Origin of the sequence: Pseudomonas sp. NPDC090208, assembly GCF_044746785.1 — a bacterium.
Taxonomy (GTDB): Bacteria; Pseudomonadota; Gammaproteobacteria; order Pseudomonadales; family Pseudomonadaceae; genus Aquipseudomonas.
Map to the genome: position 1 here is coordinate 66,962 of NZ_JBIVCU010000020.1, position 23,087 is coordinate 90,048.

Annotated in this window: 19 protein-coding genes and 3 pseudogenes; 13 read left to right on the top strand and 9 right to left on the bottom strand. The window is 62.1% G+C overall.

Translation table 11 applies throughout. The features are described from left to right. Positions 1-27 precede the first annotated feature (27 nt). The 5 genes from ACIPL0_RS26305 (at position 28) to ACIPL0_RS26325 (ending at position 5,245) form a co-directional block, all read left to right on the top strand. Positions 28-561 (top strand): tripartite tricarboxylate transporter TctB family protein, encoded by a 534-nt coding sequence (locus ACIPL0_RS26305; protein WP_400596149.1) that lies wholly within the window; start codon positions 28-30, stop codon positions 559-561. Continuing rightward, positions 558-2,084 carry a tripartite tricarboxylate transporter permease gene (locus tag ACIPL0_RS26310; RefSeq protein ID WP_400596151.1) on the top strand — a complete coding sequence of 509 codons (1,527 nt, stop codon included), beginning with the start codon at positions 558-560 and terminating at the stop codon, positions 2,082-2,084. The genes ACIPL0_RS26305 and ACIPL0_RS26310 overlap by 4 nt, the downstream gene beginning before the upstream one ends. Positions 2,085-2,155: 71 nt before the next feature. Beyond that, positions 2,156-3,100 carry a LysR family transcriptional regulator gene (locus ACIPL0_RS26315; RefSeq protein WP_400596153.1) on the top strand — a complete coding sequence of 315 codons (945 nt, stop codon included), beginning with the start codon at positions 2,156-2,158 and terminating at the stop codon, positions 3,098-3,100. Positions 3,101-3,363: 263 nt separating this feature from the next. Next, the gene (locus ACIPL0_RS26320; RefSeq protein ID WP_400596155.1) at positions 3,364-4,251 is read left to right on the top strand and encodes a neutral zinc metallopeptidase; all 888 of its coding nucleotides are present in this window, start codon (positions 3,364-3,366) and stop codon (positions 4,249-4,251) included. A gap of 4 nt (positions 4,252-4,255) precedes the next feature. Beyond that, positions 4,256-5,245 (top strand): alpha/beta hydrolase, encoded by a 990-nt coding sequence (locus ACIPL0_RS26325; protein WP_400596157.1) that lies wholly within the window; start codon positions 4,256-4,258, stop codon positions 5,243-5,245. Between the two features lie 282 nt (positions 5,246-5,527). Here ACIPL0_RS26325 and ACIPL0_RS26330 read toward each other — a convergent pair whose 3' ends face one another. The 3 genes from ACIPL0_RS26330 to ACIPL0_RS26340 form a co-directional block, all read right to left on the bottom strand. After that, the gene (locus ACIPL0_RS26330; RefSeq protein ID WP_400596159.1) at positions 5,528-6,124 is read right to left on the bottom strand and encodes an HAD family hydrolase; all 597 of its coding nucleotides are present in this window, start codon (positions 6,122-6,124) and stop codon (positions 5,528-5,530) included. Next, a complete protein-coding gene (gene tesB / locus ACIPL0_RS26335) occupies positions 6,121-6,990 on the bottom strand; it encodes an acyl-CoA thioesterase II (RefSeq protein WP_400596161.1) in 870 nt (289 codons plus the stop codon). Before tesB ends, ACIPL0_RS26330 begins: the two co-directional genes overlap by 4 nt. A gap of 117 nt (positions 6,991-7,107) precedes the next feature. Continuing rightward, the gene (locus ACIPL0_RS26340) at positions 7,108-7,671 is read right to left on the bottom strand and encodes a GNAT family N-acetyltransferase (protein ID WP_400596163.1); all 564 of its coding nucleotides are present in this window, start codon (positions 7,669-7,671) and stop codon (positions 7,108-7,110) included. 123 nt (positions 7,672-7,794) lie between these two features. Here ACIPL0_RS26340 and ACIPL0_RS26345 point away from each other — a divergent pair, with 123 nt between their 5' ends. Then, a complete protein-coding gene (locus tag ACIPL0_RS26345) occupies positions 7,795-8,712 on the top strand; it encodes a histone deacetylase (RefSeq protein ID WP_400596165.1) in 918 nt (305 codons plus the stop codon). A 591-nt stretch (positions 8,713-9,303) separates the two neighbouring features. After that, complete coding sequence (locus ACIPL0_RS26350) at positions 9,304-10,539, top strand: TIGR03862 family flavoprotein (protein WP_400596167.1); 1,236 nt, start codon at positions 9,304-9,306, stop codon at positions 10,537-10,539. 23 nt (positions 10,540-10,562) lie between these two features. Here the strand turns inward: ACIPL0_RS26350 and ACIPL0_RS26355 are convergent, their stop codons facing one another. After that, entirely contained in the window at positions 10,563-11,738 is a 1,176-nt protein-coding gene (locus ACIPL0_RS26355) for an acyltransferase family protein (protein ID WP_400596169.1), read from the bottom strand. 238 nt (positions 11,739-11,976) lie between these two features. Continuing rightward, positions 11,977-12,558 (bottom strand): reactive chlorine resistance membrane protein RclC, encoded by a 582-nt coding sequence (gene rclC / locus ACIPL0_RS26360; RefSeq protein ID WP_400596171.1) that lies wholly within the window; start codon positions 12,556-12,558, stop codon positions 11,977-11,979. A 388-nt stretch (positions 12,559-12,946) separates the two neighbouring features. On the opposite strand from rclC, the pseudogene ACIPL0_RS26365 reads away from it, so the two are divergent. The 3 genes and pseudogenes from ACIPL0_RS26365 to ACIPL0_RS26375 form a co-directional block, all read left to right on the top strand. After that, positions 12,947-13,273 (top strand): annotated as a pseudogene (locus ACIPL0_RS26365) (hypothetical protein); the annotation flags it as partial. A 487-nt stretch (positions 13,274-13,760) separates the two neighbouring features. Next, positions 13,761-14,780 (top strand): annotated as a pseudogene (locus tag ACIPL0_RS26370) (methyl-accepting chemotaxis protein); the annotation flags it as partial. 198 nt (positions 14,781-14,978) lie between these two features. After that, positions 14,979-15,683 (top strand): methyl-accepting chemotaxis protein, encoded by a 705-nt coding sequence (locus tag ACIPL0_RS26375; RefSeq protein WP_400596544.1) that lies wholly within the window; start codon positions 14,979-14,981, stop codon positions 15,681-15,683. Between the two features lie 163 nt (positions 15,684-15,846). Here ACIPL0_RS26375 and ACIPL0_RS26380 read toward each other — a convergent pair whose 3' ends face one another. Both ACIPL0_RS26380 and ACIPL0_RS26385 read right to left on the bottom strand, forming a co-directional pair. Further along, the gene (locus ACIPL0_RS26380) at positions 15,847-16,380 is read right to left on the bottom strand and encodes a methyl-accepting chemotaxis protein (protein ID WP_400596545.1); all 534 of its coding nucleotides are present in this window, start codon (positions 16,378-16,380) and stop codon (positions 15,847-15,849) included. 12 nt (positions 16,381-16,392) lie between these two features. Then, positions 16,393-17,208: pseudogene (locus tag ACIPL0_RS26385) on the bottom strand (PAS domain-containing protein); the annotation flags it as partial. A 186-nt stretch (positions 17,209-17,394) separates the two neighbouring features. Between ACIPL0_RS26385 and ACIPL0_RS26390 the strand changes: the two are divergent. After that, complete coding sequence (locus ACIPL0_RS26390; protein ID WP_400596173.1) at positions 17,395-18,186, top strand: substrate-binding domain-containing protein; 792 nt, start codon at positions 17,395-17,397, stop codon at positions 18,184-18,186. Positions 18,187-18,413: 227 nt separating this feature from the next. Here ACIPL0_RS26390 and ACIPL0_RS26395 read toward each other — a convergent pair whose 3' ends face one another. Both ACIPL0_RS26395 and ACIPL0_RS26400 read right to left on the bottom strand, forming a co-directional pair. Then, positions 18,414-18,872 (bottom strand): metallophosphoesterase family protein, encoded by a 459-nt coding sequence (locus ACIPL0_RS26395; RefSeq protein WP_400596175.1) that lies wholly within the window; start codon positions 18,870-18,872, stop codon positions 18,414-18,416. 2 nt (positions 18,873-18,874) lie between these two features. Further along, a complete protein-coding gene (locus ACIPL0_RS26400; RefSeq protein ID WP_400596177.1) occupies positions 18,875-20,071 on the bottom strand; it encodes an MFS transporter in 1,197 nt (398 codons plus the stop codon). A 149-nt stretch (positions 20,072-20,220) separates the two neighbouring features. Between ACIPL0_RS26400 and ACIPL0_RS26405 the strand changes: the two genes are divergently transcribed. Together ACIPL0_RS26405 and ACIPL0_RS26410 are read left to right on the top strand one after the other, a co-directional pair. Next, positions 20,221-21,858 carry a glucan 1,4-alpha-maltotetraohydrolase domain-containing protein gene (locus ACIPL0_RS26405; RefSeq protein ID WP_400596179.1) on the top strand — a complete coding sequence of 546 codons (1,638 nt, stop codon included), beginning with the start codon at positions 20,221-20,223 and terminating at the stop codon, positions 21,856-21,858. A gap of 118 nt (positions 21,859-21,976) precedes the next feature. Beyond that, positions 21,977-22,993, top strand: a complete 1,017-nt coding sequence (locus ACIPL0_RS26410) for a LacI family DNA-binding transcriptional regulator (protein WP_400596181.1) — start codon at positions 21,977-21,979, stop codon at positions 22,991-22,993. Positions 22,994-23,087 lie beyond the last annotated feature (94 nt).

Below are 23,087 nucleotides of genomic sequence, written 5' to 3' on the forward strand. Positions count from 1 at the left end.
GCGGCGGTCATTCGCTGGAGGTGTTTGATGTCCAATTCTTCTCATTCGACCTCACTGGTCGGCACCCGCTGGGTGGAACTGGGCCTGGCCCTGTTCACCCTGGTGCTCGGCGCGGTGGTGATGTTCGGCAGCGTCGAGCAAGGCATCGGCTGGGGTGATGCCGGTCCCGAGCCGGGCTATTTCCCGTTCTACATCGGCCTGCTGCTGGCCAGCGCCAGCGCCGCCAACGGCGTGCTGACGCTGATTCGCTGGAAACCGCTGAGCGTGAGTTTCGTCAGTCGCGGCGAGTTTCGTCAGGTGCTCTCGGTGTTCATCCCGATTGCCCTGTTCGTCTGCGCCATGCCGTTCACCGGTATCTACCTGGCCTCGGCGGTGTTCATCGCCTGGTTCATGTGGCGCGACAAGGTCCGCGCCAAACCCTACGGCCTGCTGATGATCGGCTCGGTGTCGCTGGGCACGGTGCTCGCCAGCTACCTGATTTTCGCCCTGTGGTTCAAGGTGCCGCTGGATGCCGGCCCTGTCGGAGATCTGATCGCCATGGCCGGGAGATCGCTGAAATGAGTGAATTCGATTCTCTGCTGCAAGGCATGAACCTGATCCTCACCCCTGGCCACATCGGCCTGATGGTGGTCGGCGTGCTGCTGGGCATTCTGGTCGGCGTGCTGCCCGGTCTGGGCGCGCCCAACGGCGTGGCGCTGCTGCTGCCGATCACCTTCACCATGTCGCCGGTGTCGGCGATCATCCTGCTGTCGTGCATGTACTGGGGGGCGCTGTTCGGCGGGTCGATCACTTCGATTCTGTTCAACATTCCCGGCGAGCCGTCGTCGGTGGCGACCACCTTCGACGGTTACCCGATGGCCCGTGAAGGCCGCGCCGCCGAAGCCCTGACCGCCGCCTTCAGTTCGGCGCTGATCGGCGCGCTGGCCGGGGTGATGCTGCTGACGTTCCTGTCCACGCGCATCGCCGAATTCGCCATGACCTTCAGTTCGCCGGAGTTTTTCGCGGTGTACCTGCTGGCCTTCTGCACCTTTATCGGCATGAGCAAGAACCCGCCGCTGAAGACCGTGGTGGCGATGATGATCGGCTTCGCCATGGCTGCGGTCGGCATGGACACCGTGTCCGGCAACCTGCGCCTGACCTTCGACCAGCCGCTGTTGATGACCGGCATCAGTTTCGAGGTGGCGGTGATCGGTCTGTTCGGTATCGGCGAGATTCTCTGCACCGTCGAGGAAGGCCTGGTGTTCCGTGGCGAGCATGCGCGCATCACGCCGATGGTGATTCTGCGCACCTGGGCGAAACTGCCGCGCTACTGGTTCACCATCCTGCGCAGCACCCTCGTCGGTTGCTGGATGGGCGTCACGCCCGGCGGCCCGACAGCGGCGTCGTTCATGAGCTACAGCATCGCGCGCAAATTCTCGAAAAACCGCGACAACTTCGGCAAGGGTGAAGTGGAAGGCGTGATCGCGCCAGAAACCGCCGACCACGCTGCCGGCACCAGCGCCCTGCTGCCGATGCTGACCTTGGGCATTCCCGGTTCGGCCACGGCGGCGGTGATGCTCGGCGGTTTGATGATCTGGGGCCTGCACCCCGGCCCGACGCTGTTCGCCGAGCAACACGACTTCGTCTGGGGCCTGATCGCCAGCATGTACCTGGGCAACGTGGTCAGCCTGCTGGTGGTGCTGGCGACCGTGCCGCTGTTCGCCTCGATCCTGCGCATCCCGTTCTCGATCATCGCGCCGATCATCATCATGGTCTGCGCCATCGGTGCCTATTCGGTACACAACTCGATGTTCGACGTGCTGCTGATGCTCGGCTTCGGTGCGCTGGGTTATCTGTTCAAGAAACTCGGCTACCCGATTGCGCCGTTGATTCTGGCGGCAGTGCTGGGTGACAAGGCCGAAGACGCGTTCCGTCAGTCGATGCTGTTTTCCAACGGCGAGCTGGGCATTTTCTGGTCCAACCCGCTGGTCGGCAGCCTGACCACGGCGGCCTTGCTGATGCTGTTCTGGCCGATGATCAGCGGTGGCATCAGAGCCGCCTTCGGCTGGCGCAATCGCCATGCAATCAAGGCAAAAACCCTGTGATGGCAGGCAATGCTGGAAATGCCCTGCAGTTCTTGGCAGGCTCGCCCGATCCTTTCGTGCGAGCCAGTTCCATGACCCGAATCCCTGATGCCAGTGTTATCCACAGCCGCCTGCGTCTGCGCCAGTTGCGGCTGATGCTGGCGCTGCAGGAATTCGGCTCGCTGCGCCGGGCTGCCGACCACATCGGCATGACCCAGCCGGCGGCGACCAAGATGCTGCATGAAGCCGAGGATCTGCTCGGCGTCGAGCTGTTCGAGCGCTTGCCCCGTGGCATGCGCGCGACGCCGTTCGGCGACACGGTGATCTATTACGCGCGCATGGTGTTCGCCGAGTTGAGCGGCATGCGTGAAGAACTGGTGGCGCTGGAGTCGGGCAATCTGGGGCGGGTCGCGGTGGGAGCGATTCCGGCGCTGTCTTCCGGCCTGCTGACGCGCACCATCGCCAACCTGAAGAAAAGCCACCCGCGCCTGTCCATGAGCATTCAGGTCGACACCAGCGACGTGCTGGTCCAGGCGCTGTTGCAGGACCAGCTCGACGTGGTGCTGGGGCGGATTCCGGGCGGTGCCCGCGCCGAGGAGCTGGAGTTCGACAGCCTCGGCGAAGAAGCGCTGTGCGTGATCGCCGGTGCGCACAATCCGCTGGTACACGCCAAAGACCTGAGCTGGGCCACCCTGCAGAACGAAACCTGGGTGCTGCAACAGCATCCGAGCCCGATGCGCGCGATCATCAATCAGGTGTTCCACAACGCCCGGGTCGACATTCCCAACAGCATCGTCGAAACCACCTCGATCATGACCCTGCTGTCGCTGGTACAGCAGACCGACATGCTCGGCGTAACCCCGCTCTCCGTGGTCGAAGACTACGCCGGCCGCGACCTGCTGGCCGTGCTGCCGATCCACTTCGAAGCCCGCCTGCCCCCGTACGGCCTGATCACCCGCCGCCACCGCATCCAGTCCTCGGCGATGCAGGCGTTCATTGATTCGGTGAAGGCTGAGCAGGGTCATTTGCGCGGTTGATCCTGGATGCCAGACCGATAAATGACCGTGGGAGGGAGCCCTGCTCGCGAAAGCGTCAGTTCAGACAGCACTGTGTTGATTGAAACTCCGCATTCGCGAGCAGAGCTCCCTCCCACAAGGGTTCTGTGGGGCATCAAGCAAACCGGCAGGCTCGCGTAGACACTCAACTCCCACAGGGATCTGCGCTTCCGCCACCTGGCAGGCAGAACGACCCGCCGCCCTCGCCGTCTACACTTCCTGAACGATCAAACGAGGATTGCACCATGCTCTGGAAAAAAGGACGTCGCAGTGACAACGTCGTCGACGCGCGCGACGACACCGGGGGCGGGGGTGGTTTTCGGATCGGCGGCAAGGGTCTGGGGCTTGGCGGGATCGTGGTCATCGTCGCTTTCGGCCTGTTGACCGGCCAGGACCCGATGCAGATTCTCGGACAGATCGCCGGGCAGATGGGGCAACAGCAGGCCACCACGGTCAATCCCCAGGCGCGCAAGGCGCCGCCGGCCAACGACGAGCAGGCGGATTTCGTGCGGGCGATCCTCGGTGACACCGAAGACACCTGGCGGCAGATCTTCCAGCAGGGCGGCCGCCAGTATCAGGACCCGAAACTCATCCTGTTCCGTGGCCAGGTGCAGTCGGCCTGCGGCTTTGCCTCGTCAGCCAGCGGCCCGTTCTATTGCCCCGGCGATCAGCGCGTGTACCTGGACATGGCGTTCTTTCAGGAGATGACCCAGCGCTTCCACGCCGCAGGGGATTTCGCTCAGGCTTACGTGATTGCCCATGAAGTTGGCCATCATGTGCAGACCTTGCTAGGTGTTTCAGCTAAAGTTGACGCCGCTCGCAAGCGTGGCATGCGCATGGAAGGCGACAACGGTCTGCTGGTGCGTCAGGAATTGCAGGCAGACTGTCTGGCCGGGGTCTGGGCCTTTAACGCACAAAAGCGTTTGAACTGGCTCGAACCCGGTGATATTGAAGAGGCGCTCAACGCCGCCAATGCCATCGGCGATGACCGCTTGCAGCAACAAAGCCAGGGCCGTGTCGTGCCGGACTCGTTCACCCACGGGACTTCTGCCCAGCGGGTGCGCTGGTTCAAGGCCGGTTTTGCCCAGGGACAAATCAACCAGTGCGATACGTTCGCCGCCAAGAGCCTCTGATCACATGATGAAACCGCTTTCGATCCTGTTGTTGGGCACCCTGATGAGCGTTACCGCTCATGCTGCGGATCAGGCGGTCAAATCCATCAGCCCCGACCGGCTGCTGATCAACGGATCGTCCCAGGCCACCCTGGGCCTGAGCCAGAGCTGGGTACGCCCGAGCCCGCAGATTCAGCGGGTGGTCATCGTGTTCCACGGCCGTCTGCGCAATGCCCAGACCTACCTGCGCAGCGTCGAGCGCGCCGCCAACCAGTCCAAGCAACGGCCGAAAACGCTGCTGATCGCGCCGCAGTTCCTCGATGAGAAGGACATTACCGCGCATCACCTGCCAGAAAGCGTGCTGCGTTGGCATCGCAATGACTGGATGGCCGGCGACAAGTCGCTGGGCGCCAAGCCGATCAGCTCGTTCGTGGTCATCGACCATATCCTCAAGCGTCTTTCCGACAGCAAGCTGTTCCCCAACCTCAAGGAAATCGTGATTGCCGGTCATTCCGGCGGCGCGCAGGTGGTGCAGCGCTACGCGATGATCGGCGGCAAGGAAGACGCGCTGCTGAAGAAGGAAGGCATCAAGCTGCGGTACGTGATCGCCAACCCGTCGTCGTATGCCTATTTCGATGCGACCCGCCCGCTGCCAGTGGACGCCGCGACCTGCCCGACCTTCGACACCTGGAAATACGGCCTGAACAAGCTGCCGGCCTATGCGGGCAACGAAAAGCCGGCCGATCTGGAAGCGGCGTATGTGAAACGTGATGTCACGTATCTGCTGGGCGAACTGGACACCGACCCGAACCACCCGGCGCTGGACAAGGATTGCGGTGCCGAGGCGCAAGGTGCGAACCGTCTGGCGCGTGGCAAGAACTACTTCGACTACCTGAACAAGCGCCACCCGGAAGGCTTGAACCAGCGTCTGGTCGAGGTGAAAAACGTCGGCCACAACGGCGACGGCATGTTCACCTCTCCCGAGGGGCAGGCGGCGTTGTTCAAGACCAACTGAAAGAAACCGGGTGGGAGCGAATTCATTCGCGAAGCGGTGTCACAGGCGACAGATCCATGTCGGCCGGACTGTCCTCTCGCGAATGAATTTGCTCCCGCAGCTGATCGGCGCTGATGCAAGACTCCGCCGTTTCTGGCGGAAGGCCGTAGGAGCCGGCTTGCTGGCGAATGCGGAGTGTCAGTCAGCATCATCGTCACTGACATACCGCGTTCGCCAGCAAGCCGGCTCCCACAGGTTTGTGGTGTCACATACATCTCGGCCCGACACCTGCCAAGCGCGCTCCTACAGGGTCAGCATTCTGTGCAGCGCCACACAATCATCCGCATGCCAGTCGGTCAACTCCGGCCAGGGATTCTCGCCCGGCAGGTTGACCAGTACCGTGTGCGTCCCCGCCGCGCGGCCGCAGGCCAGGTCGAAACGGTAATCGCCGACCATCACCATCTGCGCCGGCTCGACACTCCACGCTTTTGCCAGCTTGAGCAAACCGCCCGGGTCCGGCTTGGGCGGTGCTTCGTCGCGGCCGAGCACATCTTCGACCGCAAAGCAGTCAGCGATGCCGATGGCTTCCAGGGTGACATGGGCCAGTTCGCGGGCGTTGCGGGTCAGGATGCCGAGGCGATAACCGCGCCCTGCCAGCTCGCGCACCAGCTCCACCGCTCCGGCAGCGGCTTTCGACGCCAGCGCCAGTTCGCGCTCGTGCTCCAGCAGCCAGGCGTGCTTGGCGGCGGCGATGTCCGCAGGCAGCGCGGCCAGGTGGTGAAGGATGTCGTCCTCCGGCGGAATATCCAGTGCGCGTTTGATCGCCGGAAAATCATGCACGGCCACGGTCAGTGTGCCGTCCATGTCGAACACCCAGTGACGCAGTTGCGCCAGACTCATGCCCAGTCCTTGCGGTGACGAATCAGGCCTTCCTGGCTGACCGACGCCACCAGTTGTCCGGCGCGGTTGTACACGCTGCCACGGGAGAAACCACGGGAATTGCCGGCCCACGGGCTGTCCATCGCGTACAGCAGCCAGTCATCGGCGCGCAGGTTGCCGTGGAACCACAGCGAATGATCGAGGCTGGCGATCTGCATGTCCTTCTGCCAGACCGTCTTGCCGTGGGGCAGCAGCGAGGTGGTCAGCAGATTGAAGTCCGAGGCGTAGGCCATCATGTATTTGTGCAGCGCCGGGATGTCCGGCAGCGTGCCGTCGGCACGGAACCACACGTACTTCACCGGATCGGTCGGCTTGGGGTTGTACGGATCGGACTCGGTGACCGGACGGAATTCAATGGGCTTCGGGCACAGCAACTTGTCCTTCATGTGCGCCGGAATCAGGTGCTCGCGCTGGCGCATCAATTCAAGCTCGGACGGCAGGTTGTCCGGGCCGACGACTTGAGGCATCTGGCTCTGGTGCTCGAACCCTTCTTCGTCGTACTGGAACGACAGACTGCAGGTGAAGATCGGGTGGCCCTTCTGGATCGCCATGACCCGACGGGTGCTGAAGCTGCCACCGTCACGCACGCGGTCGACCTGATACACCACCGGCAACTGCGCATCGCCAGGGCGCAGGAAATAACCATGCAGCGAATGCACATGGCGTTCGTCCTCGACGGTCTTGCTCGCCGCCGACAGCGACTGGCCCAACACCTGACCGCCGAACAGCTGGCGGAAGCCCAGGTCCTGGCTGCGGCCACGGAACAGGTTTTCTTCGATCGGCTCCAGGCTCAACAGCGACACCAGATCATCCAGCACATGGCTCATTCGGGGGTTCCTCGCACACGGTCATCACACGCTTGTCCGGCCATGGGCGCCAATCAACGGCGCACAGGGCGTTTGGACGAAATGATACAGGTGTTTGTAGTCCGATTCCTGCGCGAATCACAGGGTGGCGAGCCACTGCTGGCGGTTGATCCGGTACAGCACGTGGGGTTTGAGCGGGTGATCGTCCGGCAGATTGGGGTGGGCGAAGTCATCGCCCGGGTCGTTCTGCATGCCAATGGCCTGCATGACTTTCTGTGATGGCAGGTTGCTGGTCGCCGTGAACGAGACGATCTGCTCCAGCTCGACATGCTCGAACCCGCAGCCGAGCACCGTCCACGCCGCTTCGCTGGCATAGCCCAGGCCCCAGTGCTCCCGCGCCAGCCGCCAGCCGATTTCCACCGCTGGGGTAAACGGCGCGTCGAAACCCACCACGTTCAGCCCGGTGAAACCGATGAACTCGCCGCTGTCCTTGCGCTCCAGCGCCCACAGCCCGAAGCCGTATTCGGCGAAATGCCCGCGAATCCGGCCAATCATCTTGGCGCTTTCCAGCCGGCTCATGGTCTGCGGGAAGTAACGCATCACCTGTGGATCGGCACACATCTGCGCGAAGGCCGGCAAATCATCATCCCGCCACTGACGCATCAACAAGCGCGCGCTGTTGAGCTCAAGTATCGGCTCCATCAAACCTCTCCTGCCCCGCACTCCAGATTGCCCGCCAGCCTGTCGACACGCCGCCCGGCAAATGGCTGGGCGCTGATCGTCATAACTGGCAAGATTCCCCATCGAACCCGACGCGTATGCCCCATGTCTCTGCCGCTTATCTACCACGAAGATTACAGTCCGGCGTTTCCGCCCGACCATCGTTTCCCGATGGACAAGTTCCGTCTGTTGCATGACCACCTTATCGACAGCGGCCTGACCACGGATGCTCAATTGTTTCGTCCGCAAATCTGCCCGGACGACATTCTGGCCCTGGCCCATGACCCGGCGTACATCCGCCGCTACATGGACGGTGACCTGTCCCGCGAGGACCAGCGCCGCCTGGGCCTGCCCTGGAGCGAAGACCTGGCGCGGCGCACCGTGCGTGCCGTGGGCGGCTCGTTGCTGACCGCCGAAAAAGCACTGCAACACGGCCTGGCCTGCCATCTGGCCGGCGGCACGCACCACGCCCACTATGATTACCCGGCCGGTTTCTGCATCTTCAACGACCTGGCGATCATCAGCCATTACCTGTTGCAGAGCGGCCGCGTCGGCCGGGTGTTGATCTTCGACTGCGACGTACACCAGGGCGACGGCACCGCACGGATTCTCGAACACACCGACGACGCCATCACCGTCTCGCTGCACTGCGAAAAGAACTTCCCGGCGCGCAAGGCTCGCAGTGACTGGGACATTCCGCTACCCATGGGCATGGGCGACGCCGATTACCTGAAAGTAGTCGATGACACGCTCAATTACCTGCTGCCGCTGTATTCACCCGACATCGTGCTGTACGACGCCGGGGTCGACGTACACAAGGATGATGCCCTGGGTTATCTGCAACTGACCGACGACGGCGTGGCCCGCCGCGATGAGGCGGTGATGCGTCACTGTCTGGGCCGCGACATCCCGGTGATGGGCGTGATCGGCGGCGGCTACAGCAAAGACCGCGAAGCCCTGGCGCGACGCCACGGGATCCTGCATCACAGCGCGCACAGGGTGTGGCAGGCGTTGGGGTTGTAACGCACTCTTCGCGAGCAAGCTCGCTCCCACAGGTCATGCATCCGCCAATGATGTGTTGCCTGAGCTGGCGCTTTCGCGAGCAGGGCTCCCTCCCACAGGGTATGTATGCAAAATCTGTAGGAGTGAGCTTGCTCGCGATGCGATTGCCCCATCGCTACGATGTTGACTGACACACCGCCATCGCGAGCAAGCTCACTCCTACAGAATCTGTGCAACCAATACAGGCCGTAGGAGCGCGCTTGCCCGCGATGTCGGCATGTCGTGAACACAGTTTTTGGTAATCATCCGGTTCGGGGTAATCCCTCGATTTCCCGTGGGAGGGATCCGAGGTTACGAGGGTCGCGAAGGCGGTTTGTCTGGCACACCGCAATCACGGGCAAGTCACGCTCCCACCTGGATTGCAGTCCTCCAGTTACTCACATCCGCTGTGGAGCGGCCTGTGGATAACCTGAGTGCAAGGCCGCCAAGCCCATATTCCCTGCGGCCTGGCGCTGGCTGTACGTTTTTTGCTCAAAAGTTTTCCACAGCCCGCTCGTTTGTCATGCACCTCGGGTAGAATGCGCGGCCCACTCGCTTGAACCGCTACTTGCCATGACTTCACACAACCTCCCTCGCGCACAAACAGTCGCCATCGTCGGCGGGGGGCCGGCCGGGTTGATGGCCGCCGAAGTGTTGAGCCAGGCCGGTTTCAAGGTGGACCTGTACGACGCCATGCCTTCAGTGGGGCGCAAGTTTCTGCTGGCCGGCGTCGGCGGCATGAACATCACCCACTCCGAGGCCTATCCGGCGTTTCTGTCGCGTTACGCCGAACGCGCGCCGATGATCGCTCCGCTGCTGCGCAGTTTCGGCGCCGAGGCCCTGTGCGAATGGATTCACGGCCTGGGCATCCAGACCTTCGTCGGCAGCTCGGGCCGGGTGTTTCCCACCGACATGAAAGCCGCGCCACTCTTGCGGGCCTGGCTCAAGCGCCTGCGCGACGGCGGCGTAGTTATCCACACCCGTCATCGCTGGCTGGGCTGGAACGCTGACGGCAGCCTGCGCATTGCCGGTCCCGACGGTGAACAGGCGATCACGCCCTCGGCCACCCTCCTCGCCCTGGGCGGCGCCAGTTGGGCGCGACTGGGTTCGGACGGCGCCTGGCTGCCGCTGCTGGAGCAGCGCGGCGTGCAAGTAGCCCCTCTGCAAGCCGCTAACTGTGGATTCGAAGTCACGGCCTGGAGCGAACTGCTGCGGGAAAAATTCGCCGGCGCGCCGCTGAAGAACGTCGCCATCGGCCTGCAAGGCCAGACGCTGCGTCTGGGTGAATGCGTCATCACCCAAACCGGCATCGAAGGCAGCCTGATTTACGCGCTGTCGGCACAGATTCGCGAGGCGATCAACCGGCACGCTTCAGCGACGGTGGAGATCGATCTGTTGCCGGGCAAGGCCATCGCCGATGTCGAGAAGGCGCTGCGCAAGCCTCGCGGCTCACGGTCGATGGCCAAGCATCTGCACAGCCAGTTGGGTATCGACGGGGTCAAGGCGGCGTTGTTGCGCGAATTGACCGGCCGTGAGGTGTTCGACGATCCGACGCTGCTGGCCGGCGCAATCAAGGGCCTGCCGCTGACGCTGGTCAGACCCCGGCCGCTGGACGAGGCGATCAGCACCGCCGGTGGTGTGACCTTCGAAGCCATGAACGAGCAGTTGATGCTGACTTCGATGCCCGGCGTGTTCTGCGCCGGTGAAATGCTTGATTGGGAAGCCCCGACCGGTGGCTATCTGCTCACCGCCTGTTTCGCCAGCGGCCGCGCGGCGGGCTTGGGCATGGTCCAGTGGTTGCAGCGATAACCCCGTAGCAGCATGGCTACGAATCAAGCGGCCTTGCTCGACTCCATTGCCGGCACTGCATCGGTTTTATCCACAACCTGTCTGACCGTGGGTGCCCGGTCGGCAATCCGCCTGCCCAGCTCGAAACCTTTCACCTCGACGAACCGGTGTACCACGGCCGCAAGCGCCACCGCCGCGCCAGTCACCGCGACCACCAGCAGGTTGTTGCCCAACATCGAGCCCGTGTCGATAAAGCGTTGCGGGCCGATCATTGGCGCCAGCGGCAGGCCGGTGAATTTCTGCGCGACGATGAACAGCGTCGACAGGCAGAACAGCAGCGCCGCGTGGGTCATGTAGATCGAGTAGGACAGCTTGCCCAGCAGCATGAACACGCTGCTGCGGAGCAACGCCGACACCAGCCCGCCCTCGAATGCGAACAGCAGCACCAGCACACAGAAGACCAGGCTGCCGATGGCGTAGCGGTTGTCGAAATCGTTCATCACGATCCAGTACACGACGTACATCATCGAACACTCCAGCACCGTCATCAGCCACGGCACCGGAATGAAACGCCCACGGATCGCCAGATACACCAGATAGGTGATGCAGCCGGCAAAGAAGCACGACACCCCGTGCATCGCCCCTGCCACCAGTGGCCCGTTGCCGGAGAAGATCAGGGAAAAGGCCAACAATGACAATGCGGCGAACATCAGAAAGCGGTTGCGCGGGGACAACAGGCACAGCCCGCCGAACAGCAGATAGAGGTAGAACTCGATGCTGACGGTCCACGTCGGGTAGTTGAACGACAGACTCTCGGTGAAATCGCTCCAGGCCTGCACCAGAAACAGGTTGGGCAGGATCTCTCTGGGCGCGAACAGCCCGGTGAACGGCACATTGTTCAGATAGAAGCCCTTGCGGTAGGCAATCCAGCGCACGGTCTCGAACAGGAGGAACAGCGCAAGCATCAACAGGTGCAGCGGATAGATCCGGAAGAAGCGCGAGATGACGAAGGTTCTGAGCTTGAAGTCCGGCGTCGTGCCCCAACTATGGGCGAGGACGAAGCCGCTGAGGACGAAGAAGAAATTCAGCAGCACTTCATCGCGGCGGAAGAAAGGCAGTTCGACAAACGAGCCGACGACATGCAGATGGAAGAACACGACCAGCACCGCACAAACGCCCCGGAAACTGTCGAGAGTGCTGAATCGCTGAGCAGGTTTCATAACGCAACTTCCGTACTGGTCTATGAAAACGCCCTTGTCGGCGAAAAACGGCGCCCGTACACGTTATGGGGTTCAGCCGCTCCTCGACAGTTGAAATATTTCATCCCTGATACAAGCGACAGCGGGAAAGTTGGCGCCAGCGTTTGACGTTTGTCACCGCCCGGTGACATAGAAAGTGATCGGTCGAAACTCCACGGCTGCCGGGGTGCGACAACAAGGTCGCACGCTCCGGCAATGCTCATTGCCTATTCGCGGCGCGAGCGTTCAGCAACTGTCGGGCAGAGTCGGCGATCATCACCACGCCACCCGCCAGCATCAGCACGTCCTTGAGCACCAGCCGGCCACCACCAGACAGGTAGGGGAAGCCGAAATTGGCGTCACCCAGATTGCCCACCCAGGCTTCGGGCGTGGTGATCAGGAACGACAGCGTCACGACTGGCGTAAGAAACGCGAGGATCGAGCCGACCATGCCCAACCGCCTGGAGAAGGCGTACGACAGCACCAGCAGACCGATCAGGATTTCCACAGCGCCCAGGCCGTCGGAGAAACCGTAGGTGTTGTTGCTGACCTGCCATTCACGTTTTACCGGGTCCAGCTGGCCTTCGTGGGTCAGGTGTTCCTTGTATTCATGCGGATGGTTGTAGAAGAACGACATCACCGGGCTGTTGGCAACGAACGGCGTGATGCTGTCGGCTTCATAGGGCACGAATTTCAGCGCGCCGATCCAGATGAAAATGATGGCAACGCCCAGACGGATAAGGTGGATGCCGAGTTTGTCGAGACGGGAAGCCTTTTGCAGCAAGGCGTTGATGGTAAGCATGGCGTTGAGCCCTCTGTATGAATCAGTGGGCTCAGGTTAAGGATTCGCCGTTTTCGGTTTGCGTGAGATCCGCTCAAGGTTTTGCGTGATCGTCTCAATCGGCTGATTCAGGACGCTTGATTGATATGCCAGGCAGAAACCAGTTGTGGGAGGGAGCCCTGCTCGCGAAAGCGGTGTGTCAGCCAGCACGAAAGTCTCTGGACGGACGCCTTCGCGAGCAGGGCTCCCTCCCACAGGATTTGCGTAGCGGACAAATTCGGTGCATCAGTCCGTACTATCGATATCAGTAATGTTCGCTAGCAACACTATCAAGTTCTTAATATTCCACCCCGGCGTGAAACTAGCTCCATACCAAGTCACAACCCCTGACGAATCTGGAGCACACACCATGAAAACCAACAAACTGATCCTCGGCCTGGCCTTCTCCGTACTGGCAACCAGCGCGTTCGCACTGCCTGCTATCGATGCCAGCAAACACGTCGCTGAAAACGGTTCTGCCCATACCCACATCCACCGCGTTGCCGCTGATGGTGCTGACCACGTAGGTGCAAACCGTGTTGCCGCTGACGGTGCTGACCATGTAGGTGCAAACCGTGTTGCCGCTGACGGTGCTGACCATGTAGGTGCAAACCGTGTTGCTGCTGACGGTGCTGACCATGTAGGTGCAAACCGTGTTGCTGCTGACGGTGCTGACCATGTAGGTGCCAACCGCGTTGCCGCTGACGGTGCTGACCATGTAGGTGCAAACCGCGTTGCCGCTGACGGTGCTGACCATGTAGGTGCCAACCGTGTTGCCGAAAACGGTTCCGACCACACTGCCCTGGGCCGTCTGGCGGCTGATGGTGCCGACCACGTAGGTGCCAACCGCGTTGCCGAAAACGGTTCCGACCACACTGCTCTGGGTCGTCTGGCTGCTGACGGTGCCGACCATGTGGGTGCAAACCGCCTGAGCTGATCCGCTGTTCGTTCCTTCCCAGCCCGGCTCATGCCGGGCTTGATTGTTTCTGGACCCCGATTTTTCCCGCAGACGCCCGCTCTACAGCGCTTTTCCCGCCCCCTGCGACAACGAGCCGCCGCCGTTTTTCAGTCATTTCTTTCAGATTTTTCGGATTCCGCCGATGCACTCGTACATTTGAGTGTTTCGCTGGCCAATAACAACTCTCCAGCTGACGACACGAAACTCAACATTCTGGAGAATTGTGATGAACGGCTGGTTCGCCAATATCAGCGTCAACGTCAAGCTCGCCCTCGGTTTTGGCGTTGTACTTGTATTCACTGCCTTGCTTGCACTGACCGGCTGGACCAGCCTGGGCAGCCTCACCTATCGCAGCGAACGGGTTGCCGATATTTCCAAACTGACCAACAAACTGACTGACCTGCGCATCACCCGCCTGCAATACATGCTCAGTAATGGCGACGAAACGGTCGCGCAGAACGTGCAGACCGCCCTCGACGGCTTCAAGGCCCAGCAGCAACAGCTGCAAAGCGCCTTCAGCAACCCACTGAACATCCCGCCGATCAAGGCGCTGGGTGAGCAGATCGCTGCCTACCAGACCTCGCTGAACAAGATGCGCGACGGCTACCGCACCAGCGCCAAGGTGCGCGCCGACATGGGTGTCGACGCTGTGAAGGCCGCCGAGCTGATCGCCGCCATCAACGATGACGTGATGAAACTGGAGCCGAGCGACGAGCGTCGCTTCAACCAGTACCAGACCATCATCAAGGCCAAGGAAGACGTGATGCTGGTGCGCTACGAAGTGCGCGGCTACACCGGCAACGTCACCGCCAAGACCGAAGAGGCCGCCACGCGCCAGCTGTCCGCCGCCATCAGCGGCCTGGAGCAGCTCAATGCCACCTTCGGCGGCACTCAGGCCGAACGCCTGAAGCAACTGGAAGCCTCGCTGATCGGCTATCGCGGCTCGGTACAGGGCTTCAAGGCGGCCAACGACAACATCAACGCCGCCCGCGCCGAGATGACTGACGAACAGGCAGTCATTACCAAACTGACCCAGCAGTTGATCGATATCCAGACCTCCCTGGCCGAGGGCGATACCGCTCAGGCCCGCACCCTGCAGATCGTTGGCACCCTGCTGGCGCTGATCTTCGGGACCCTGGCGGCGCTGATCATCACCCGTCAGATCACTCGCCCGCTGCAAGAAACCCTGACCGTGGTCGACCGCATCGCTTCCGGCGACCTGACCCACGACCTGGTCGTCACCCGCCGCGACGAACTCGGCGTGCTGCAAAGCGGCATCCAGCGCATGGGCACGACCCTGCGCGAGCTGATCGGCGGCATCCGTGACAGCGTGACCCAGATCGCCAGCGCTGCCGAAGAACTGTCGGCCGTGACCGAGCAGACCAGCGCCGGGGTCAACAGCCAGAAAGTCGAAACCGATCAGGTAGCGACCGCCATGCACGAAATGTCGGCCACCGTTCACGAAGTCGCACGCAACGCCGAACAGGCGTCGGTGGCGGCCTCGGCAGCCGATCTGGAAGCCCGCGACGGCGACAAGGTGGTCGGCGAAGCGATTGCCCAGATCGAAAAACTGGCCAGCGAAGTGATCCGTTCCACCGACGCCATGAGCGTGCTGGAGCAGGAAAGCGACAAGATCGGCAAAGTCATGGACGTGATCAAGGCCGTTGCCGAGCAGACCAACCTGCTGGCCCTCAACGCCGCCATCGAAGCGGCGCGCGCCGGTGAAGCCGGTCGTGGTTTTGCGGTGGTCGCCGATGAAGTGCGCGGCCTGGCCCAGCGTACCCAGCAATCGACCGAAGAAATCGAAGGCCTGGTGGCCGCATTGCAGGCCGGCACCCGTCAGGTGTCGGACATCATGCTCGGCAGCCGTAACCTGACCGACAGCAGCGTCGAGCTGACCCGCAAGGCCGGCACCTCGCTGGAAAGCATCACCCACACGGTGTCGAACATCCAGGCCATGAACCAGCAGATCGCCGCCGCTGCCGAACAGCAAAGCTCGGTAGCCGAGGAAATCAGCCGCAGCATCCTCAACGTGCGCGACGTCTCCGAACAGACCGCCGCCGCCAGCGAAGAAACCGCCGCTTCCAGCGTCGAACTGGCACGCCTGGGCAACCAGCTGCAGATGATGGTCAGCCACTTCCGCGTGTAACACATAAAAAAGCGGCGCCGGATTTGAGTCCGGCGCCGCTTTTTAACAATATGAATGGATAAAAGCCGCCGACTAAGATGATCCGCAGCGGCCTTTCTAACGATTTTGAGGATAAAACGCCGATTTCTAACAAAAATAAAGCGGCGTTAAGTGTTTTGAAGGCTCAATTCGACAGCTGATTGGCAAACTGCCCCACCGCGCTGACCACACGCTGCGCGCCGTCCTGAATTTCGACGATCACCGATCCCGCCTGTCCGGCCAGTTCCAGGCCCTGTTGCGCCTGCTGCTTGCCGCTGATGATGACGTTGACCGCCTGTTCGGCCAGCTGCTGGTTCTGCTGCACCACGCCGACGATTTCTTCGGTGGCCTTGCTGGTGCGCGAGGCCAGTTGCCGGACTTCGTCGGCGACCACGGCAAAGCCGCGCCCCTGTTCACCGGCGCGGGCCGCTTCGATGGCCGCGTTGAGCGCCAGCAGGTTGGTCTGGTCGGCGATGCTGCTGATGCTCTGGATGATCGAGCCGATCAGTTGCGATTGCTTGTCCAGCGCCGCGATGCGCTCGGCGGCCTGTTCCATGTGCCGAGCCAGTTCGTGCATGACTTCGACGGTTTCCTGCACCACCGAGGCGCCTTTCTGCGCGCTGCCATCGGTCTGCTGCGAGGTACTGAAGGCGATGTTGGCCGCTTCGGCCACGGCCATTTCGCGATTGACCTGCTCGGTGATCACGGTGGCGAACTTGACCACTTTGTACAGCCGGTCATGGGCGTCGGTGATCGGGTTGTACGAGGCTTCAAGCCAGACCGCACGGCCGTGGCTGTCGATACGGCGGAAGCGCTCGGCGATGAATTCGCCACGGCGCAGCTTGTCCCAGAACGCCGCATATTCGGGGGAGTTGGCGTCCTGTGGGTCACAGAACATGCGGTGGTGCTGGCCCTGAATCTGCGCCAGTGTGTAGCCCATGGCGCCGAGAAAGCGCTGGTTGGCGGTGATCACTTCGCCCTTGAGGTTGAATTCGATCACTGCGGTCGAGCGCTGCAGGGCTTCGATCAGGTTTTCGTGCTCGCGGGAGCTTTCGATGGTGCGGGTCAGGTCGCTGGAATGCACGGTGAAGTACTTCACCACACCGCTGCTGTCGCGCACCGGTTGCAGGATCGAACGCAGCCAGGCTTCCTGGCCGTTGCCGCGCAGCAACCGCAAGGCGCCGCACAGGTGTTCGCCACGGCTGATGGCCGATTTCATGCGGTGATAGAAATCCTGATTGCGCACGTAGGCCGGCACCATCTCGTCGATGCTACGCCCCACCAGGTCGGCGTTGCGGTACAGCATGTCCTTCTCGAACAGGTTGTTGACCGACTCGATGCGCCCTTGCGGGTCCAGTCGCATGGCCAGCATTTCGCTGTCCAGGCTGTCCCTCACCTGCTGCAGCGACGACAGCTCTTCACGCAGGGTCGAGAGCTCTTGCTTCAAACGTTTATTGAACATGGCAGTACGAACTTCCAGGCAGATGAGGGAACTCTTCATCAACATCGGCGCGGCCGCGAATTTCTTGAGATGGCCTTTTGCTTTTAATGCCTGCACGACTGAACCTGTAGGGCGGATCGGCGTCTGTGAGTCTGCGCGGGCAAGAAAGGGATTTACTCATCACACAATTGCCACATACTGCCCGCGCTGTTTCTTTTCGTCAGATCCATTTTCATTGTCAGGCTTATCGTCATGAAAAAATTCCTGCCTTATCTGCTGAGTGCCGCCATCACCTTCATTCCTGCGGCTTTTACCCATGCCGCCACGGCCTCCGCTCCCGTCCCGCTGATCGTGCTCAGTTCCGGCGGCATCATGGGCGCCTTCCAGGCAATCACCCCCGATTACGAACAACATGCCAACGTACGCCTGCAGGCCGAAGTGGCGCCGTCGATGGGCGCGACGCCGCAGGCGATTCCCAACCGTCTGGCGCGCAAGGAACCGGCCGACGTGGTGCTGATGGTCGGCAGCGCGCTGGACCGGCTGATCAAGGACGGTCAGGTCGACCCGAAAACCCGCGTCGATCTGGGCAAGTCGTACATTGCCATGGCGGTGAAGCACGGTGCACCGCACCCGGACATCAGCACCATGGAAGCCTTCAAGCAGACCCTGCTGGACGCCAAGAGCATCGCCTACTCCGACAGCGCCAGCGGCGTGTACCTGTCGCGCGTGCTGTTCAACCAGATGCACATCGCCGACCGCATCCAGAGCAAAAGCCGCATGATCCCGGCCACCCCGGTCGGCGAAATCGTCGCCCGGGGCGAAGCGGAAATCGGCTTTCAACAGTTGAGCGAGCTGAAACCGGTGGAAGGCATCGACATCATCGGCCTGATCCCCGATCAGGCACAGCAAATGACCCTGTATTCGGCGGGCGTGGTCATCCAGAGCAAACACCCGGAACAGGCGCGCCAGTTTCTGGAATTCATGAGCTCATCAGCGGCCGCCCCGGCGATCAAGGCCAGCGGCCTGGACCCGATTGCCAAGTGATGAGGGTGAATGCGCCCATCGGTTGACCCTACGGATATGCGGTGTTGCCCCAGTGCCCGGCACACCGATGAACTGTGGGAGGGAGCCCTGCTCGCGAATACGATTGATCAGGCAATGCAGCTGGGTCTGAACGGACGCTTTCGCGAGCAGGGCTCCCTCCCACAGAACGCGATACACACCATATCCGTTCAGCCACAGATCCCGTAGGAGCGCGCCCAATCAGATCGTCACACCGCCAGTTCGATCAACTCCCCGCGCACGTCAAGCCCGTCGATGTGCAGCATGCCCACGGTGATCGGCAGTTTGAAACGACGCGGGCCGGCGCTGCCGGGGTTGATGTAGAGCACGCCGTGGCGGGTCTGTTGCAAGGGCTTGTGCGAATGGCCGGTGACCACCACGCCGACATCACTCGGCAGTATCTCCGGCACGTCGGCGAGGATGTGGTTGACGTAGATCGCCAGCGCACCGACCCGCAGCACTGCCTCATACGGCACGTCCGCGGCCCAGCTGTCATCGCTGTCGTTGTTGCCGCGCACCACCGTCAGCGGGGCGATGGCGCGCAGGGCGTCGAGAATCTCCGGCTTGCCGATGTCGCCGGCGTGAATCAGTTGATCGCAGCCTTGCAAGGCTGCCAGCGCCTGGGGGCGCAGCAGGCCGTGGGTGTCTGAGATCAGCCCGATCTTCATGCTCAGCGTCCTGCCGGAACCGCATCGGCCTGGCGGGCCTGCACGCGCTTCATGCTGATCATCGCCAGCAGCGCCACCACCGCGACCAGCGAAGCGAAGAACTCACCCACCGGTTGCAGACCGAACGCCCGAACGCTGAAACCGACCGCCACCACCGGCAGCGAAATCGAGATGTACAGCACGACGAAATAGGCGGAAGTCACCGCGGCTTTCTGATCCGGTGGACTGCTCGCCGTCACCGCGCCCATGGCGGCGCGCAGGATCATGCCCTGCCCGGCCCCCGCCAGCAGCCCGGCCATGATCAACAGCACCAGTTGCGCCGTGGCGATGCTCAGCCCCAGGCAGATCATCCCGGCAATCAGCCCGACGCAACCCAGCGTCATGTGCAGGTGTGGCGGCAAGTGACGCAACAGCGCCTGGCCGCAGATCGACGCGATGAAGAACAGACCGATCACCGCGCCTATCAGCAGCCCGCCGTGGATCTGCATGATGTGAATCAGCACCGACGGCACCATGCTGGTGAACAGCCCGGCGACGCTGAAACCGGCCAGCCCGGCAATGGACGCCGGAATGAACACACTGCGCACCGAGGCCGGCACCGAAGGTTTCTGAATGCGCAATTGCAGGTTGGCCGGCCGAACCACCGTTTCACGGATCATCGCCACCCCCAACCCGGCCAGCAACAGCAGCGCCAGGTGTACGTAGAACACCAGATGCACCGGGTCCGGCAAATACTGCGACGTGAAACCGGCCAGCGGCGGCCCCATCCCCAGACCCAGCATGTTGGCGGCGGTCGCCACCAGCGTCGCGTTCTTCCAGCCTTTGGGCGCCAGCTCGATCACCGCCACGGTCGCGGTGCCGGTCATGATGCCGGCGGAAAACCCGGAAAACACCCGCCCGATCATCAGCCCGCCAATCGAATCGGTGAACAGGAAAATCAGTGCGCTAAGCGCCCCCATCAACAACCCGGCCAGCAGCAACGGCTTGCGCCCCAGTTGATCGGACCAACTGCCGACCGCCAGCAACGCCGAAATCACTCCGGCGGCATAGATGGAAAAAATGATCGTCAGCCAGCTGGAATCGAAGCCCAAATGCTGTTGGTAGATCGCGTACAGCGGGGTCGGCAACGTGGTGCCGAGCATGGCGATCAGCAACGCACAGGCGGCGATGAAGAAATCGCGGGTAGAAGAGGCAGACATGGTGGCTCCACAACAAAAAATACACAGGGCGTCGGCAGGGCTTCACCGCCGACGCTTGAGGCCCCTCGGGGCGATTGTCATTTCTGACAGGTTACAGAACTGGATTTCAGGCGCAATCTGATGCTCTCTCACCGGCAAGGAGCCTAGTGATGAAAAGCCAGACCACAACAGGCATGGCAAGCGCTGCCATGCTGGTCGCCGCACTGCTGACGGGAATTTTGCAGGCGCCGGCCGAAGCTCAGGATGTACAGGGCAATACCGCCCAGGGCATGCGCAATGATGGTGGTGATGAAATCCTTCTGCAAGGTTTTCACTGGAACGCCAGCCGTTCGAAACCGGACAGCTGGTACAAGGTTCTCAACGACAAGGCCGCCGAGATCGGTCGAGATGGTTTCACCGCCGTCTGGATGCCGGTGCCATGGCGCGATACGTCGCAGTGGCGTGACGCAGCCAGCGGTAATTCAGGCGGCGGCGAAGGTTACTTCTGGCAGTCATTCGACAAGAACACCGCCTACGGCAGCGAAGCCGAGCTCAAGCAGGCGGTCACGGCGCTGCATCAGGCGCAGGTCAAGGTCATCTACGACGTCGTGCCCAACCATATGGATCGTGCCCATATGGACCCGGCACTCGCGCCCGTATTGGGTGACCGCAACAGCTGGCGCGACGGCTGTGCTCAGTGCGACGACGGCGAGCCGTTCATGGGCGGCGATGCCGATCTCAATACCTCACGCCCGGAAGTCGCGGACCTTTTCGCTCAGGAGTTTGCCAGGCTGCGTGATCAGTACGGTGCCGACGGTTTGCGCTTCGATTTCGTCAAAGGCTACGCCGCACCGACCGTCGACGCCTGGATGAAGGCGTTCGGTAACTCGCACTTTTGCGTGGGCGAACTGTGGCAGGCCCCCAACGAATACCCCGCCAATGACTGGCGCCACAACGCAAGCTGGCAGGACGCTCTCAAGGCCTGGTCGGACAAGTCGCATTGTACGGTGTTCGATTTCGCCCTGAAGGAACGCCTGCAGAACGGCCGCATCGCCGACTGGCGCAATGGCCTGAACGGCAACCCGGACCCGGCCTGGCGAGCGATCGCCGTGACCTTTGTCGACAACCACGACACCGGTTACTCACCGGGCGCGGGCAACGGCCAGCATCACTGGGCATTGCCCGAGGAGCTGCGAGACAAGGCATACGCCTACATCCTCACCACGCCGGGCACGCCCACGGTGTACTGGCCGGACATGTACGACTGGCCACGAGGCGCATTGATTCGCCAATTGATCGCCATTCGCAAGGCCGCCGACATCCGCGCCGACTCTCCGGTACGCTTCCTCGACAAGTACTCCGGGCTGGTCGCAGAGACCACCGGCAGCGTTCAAACCCTGATGCTCGCACTCGACTCCGATCTGCCGAACGCTGACGTACCGAGCGGCTTTACATCGGTGCTGACTGCTGAGAACGGCAAGATTCGCATCTGGCGCGGTACACGCGACCCTAATCTGGTCAGGGTTCACTTGCTGTGCGCCGACGGTTACACACAGATGGGTCAGAGCGTGTATGCGGTGGGTTCCGGCAATGAGCTGGGTAACTGGAATCCGGCCAGCGCAGTGCGCCTGGAGGACGCCAGTCAGTACCCGCTCTGGCAGGGTGTGGTCTGGCTGAAGAAGAACAGCAGCTACGAGTGGAAATGCATTGTGCGTGACGAAAAAGACCCTGCTCAGATTCGCTGGCAAGAACGTGCGAACAACGTTCTGGTCGCTCAACCGGAGCTGAGCAGCGCCGGTTCCTTCTAAGGCGTCAGGTCGGGGGGCAAACCGCCGCACGATGGCGGATTTGCCTGCCCGCTCGCCCCTCCTGCCGTGCTAGCCTTGGCCCTCAGCAACGACCGTGTTTCAAGGCCACCCGAAGTCCATGAGCAAGAAGACGCCTGTCACCATTTCCGACATTGCCCGCCGGGTGAACATGACGCCGGTCACGGTGTCCCGCGCGTTGAACAAGCCTGATCTGGTCAAGCCAGCCACCTTGGCGCGCATCCTCGAAGTGGCGCAGGAGCTGGACTACGTGCCGAACGCGTTCGCTCGCAGTCTCAAGCGCAGTGAGAGCCTGATCATCGGCGTGATCACCGCCTCCGTGGACAACCCGTTCTACAGCGAAATGATCAAGGCGATTTCCCGCGAAGCGAAGAAACACGGCTACACCATCATGCTGGTGGACACCGACGGTTCCGAGGAGCTGGAGCGCAAGGCGGTGGACACCCTGCTCAGTTATCGCGTGGCGGGGATCGTGCTGTCGCCGGTGTCGGACGAACCGGCCTATCAGCCGGCGTACCTCAGCCGTCTGAGCAACGGCGACATCCCCGTGGTGCAACTGGACCGCGCGCTGCACGACAGTCCGTTCAGCCATGTGGTGCTGGACAACTACCACAGCGGCCTGAAGGGCGCGCGTTATCTGCTCGCGCAGAACCCGGACCTGCAACGCCTGCTGGTACTGACCGGGCCGGCGCATTCGCGGATTTCCGAGGAGCGTCTGAAGGGCGTGAAGGCGGCGCTGGCGGAAAGCGGCAAGCCGGTGCAGCTGGATGTGTTCGCCGGGGATTACACTCTGGAGCCGTCGTACCAAAGCACCCTTGCCTACCTCAACGAGCAGCCGGTGCCGGACGCGATTTTCGGTTTCAACCAGTTGATCACCCTGGGGGCCATGCGCGCCCTGCGCGACCGTGGCATCGCCCACGACAGCCTGCCGATCTGCGGCATCGACCGCCTGCCCTTCGCCGATATCTTCGGCATTCCCATCGCCTGTATCGCCCACGATGCTTCGCTGGCTGGCAGCAGTGCAGTGACATTGCTGCTGGAGCGGATTCAGGATCGCTACGTGCCGAAGGCCAGGGTGGTGATTGTCGGGGAGTTGGAGAACGGCGCCGGAAAGTAGGTCCTGACCGGCAATGTGGCGGCGTACCGAAACCCGTCTGGCAACCTGAATCCCGTGGGAGGGAGCCCTGCTCGCGAAAGCGTCGGTTCAGTCA

Excerpts from the sequence above, each read along its gene's own strand:
- ACIPL0_RS26325 (WP_400596157.1), top strand. The coding sequence starts at position 4,256 with ATGATGAAACCGCTTTCGATCCTGTTGTTGGGCACCCTGATGAGCGTT.
- ACIPL0_RS26340 (WP_400596163.1), bottom strand. The coding sequence starts at position 7,671 with ATGGAGCCGATACTTGAGCTCAACAGCGCGCGCTTGTTGATGCGTCAG.
- ACIPL0_RS26320 (WP_400596155.1), top strand. The coding sequence starts at position 3,364 with ATGCTCTGGAAAAAAGGACGTCGCAGTGACAACGTCGTCGACGCGCGC.
- ACIPL0_RS26355 (WP_400596169.1), bottom strand. The coding sequence starts at position 11,738 with ATGAAACCTGCTCAGCGATTCAGCACTCTCGACAGTTTCCGGGGCGTT.
- ACIPL0_RS26395 (WP_400596175.1), bottom strand. The coding sequence starts at position 18,872 with ATGAAGATCGGGCTGATCTCAGACACCCACGGCCTGCTGCGCCCCCAG.
- ACIPL0_RS26345 (WP_400596165.1), top strand. The coding sequence starts at position 7,795 with ATGTCTCTGCCGCTTATCTACCACGAAGATTACAGTCCGGCGTTTCCG.
- ACIPL0_RS26350 (WP_400596167.1), top strand. The coding sequence starts at position 9,304 with ATGACTTCACACAACCTCCCTCGCGCACAAACAGTCGCCATCGTCGGC.
- ACIPL0_RS26315 (WP_400596153.1), top strand. The coding sequence starts at position 2,156 with ATGACCCGAATCCCTGATGCCAGTGTTATCCACAGCCGCCTGCGTCTG.
- ACIPL0_RS26305 (WP_400596149.1), top strand. The coding sequence starts at position 28 with ATGTCCAATTCTTCTCATTCGACCTCACTGGTCGGCACCCGCTGGGTG.
- ACIPL0_RS26310 (WP_400596151.1), top strand. The coding sequence starts at position 558 with ATGAGTGAATTCGATTCTCTGCTGCAAGGCATGAACCTGATCCTCACC.
- ACIPL0_RS26410 (WP_400596181.1), top strand. The coding sequence starts at position 21,977 with ATGAGCAAGAAGACGCCTGTCACCATTTCCGACATTGCCCGCCGGGTG.
- ACIPL0_RS26400 (WP_400596177.1), bottom strand. The coding sequence starts at position 20,071 with ATGTCTGCCTCTTCTACCCGCGATTTCTTCATCGCCGCCTGTGCGTTG.
- ACIPL0_RS26375 (WP_400596544.1), top strand. The coding sequence starts at position 14,979 with ATGTCGGCCACCGTTCACGAAGTCGCACGCAACGCCGAACAGGCGTCG.
- ACIPL0_RS26330 (WP_400596159.1), bottom strand. The coding sequence starts at position 6,124 with ATGAGTCTGGCGCAACTGCGTCACTGGGTGTTCGACATGGACGGCACA.
- tesB (WP_400596161.1), bottom strand. The coding sequence starts at position 6,990 with ATGAGCCATGTGCTGGATGATCTGGTGTCGCTGTTGAGCCTGGAGCCG.
- ACIPL0_RS26390 (WP_400596173.1), top strand. The coding sequence starts at position 17,395 with ATGAAAAAATTCCTGCCTTATCTGCTGAGTGCCGCCATCACCTTCATT.
- ACIPL0_RS26380 (WP_400596545.1), bottom strand. The coding sequence starts at position 16,380 with ATGGCCGTGGCCGAAGCGGCCAACATCGCCTTCAGTACCTCGCAGCAG.
- ACIPL0_RS26405 (WP_400596179.1), top strand. The coding sequence starts at position 20,221 with ATGAAAAGCCAGACCACAACAGGCATGGCAAGCGCTGCCATGCTGGTC.
- rclC (WP_400596171.1), bottom strand. The coding sequence starts at position 12,558 with ATGCTTACCATCAACGCCTTGCTGCAAAAGGCTTCCCGTCTCGACAAA.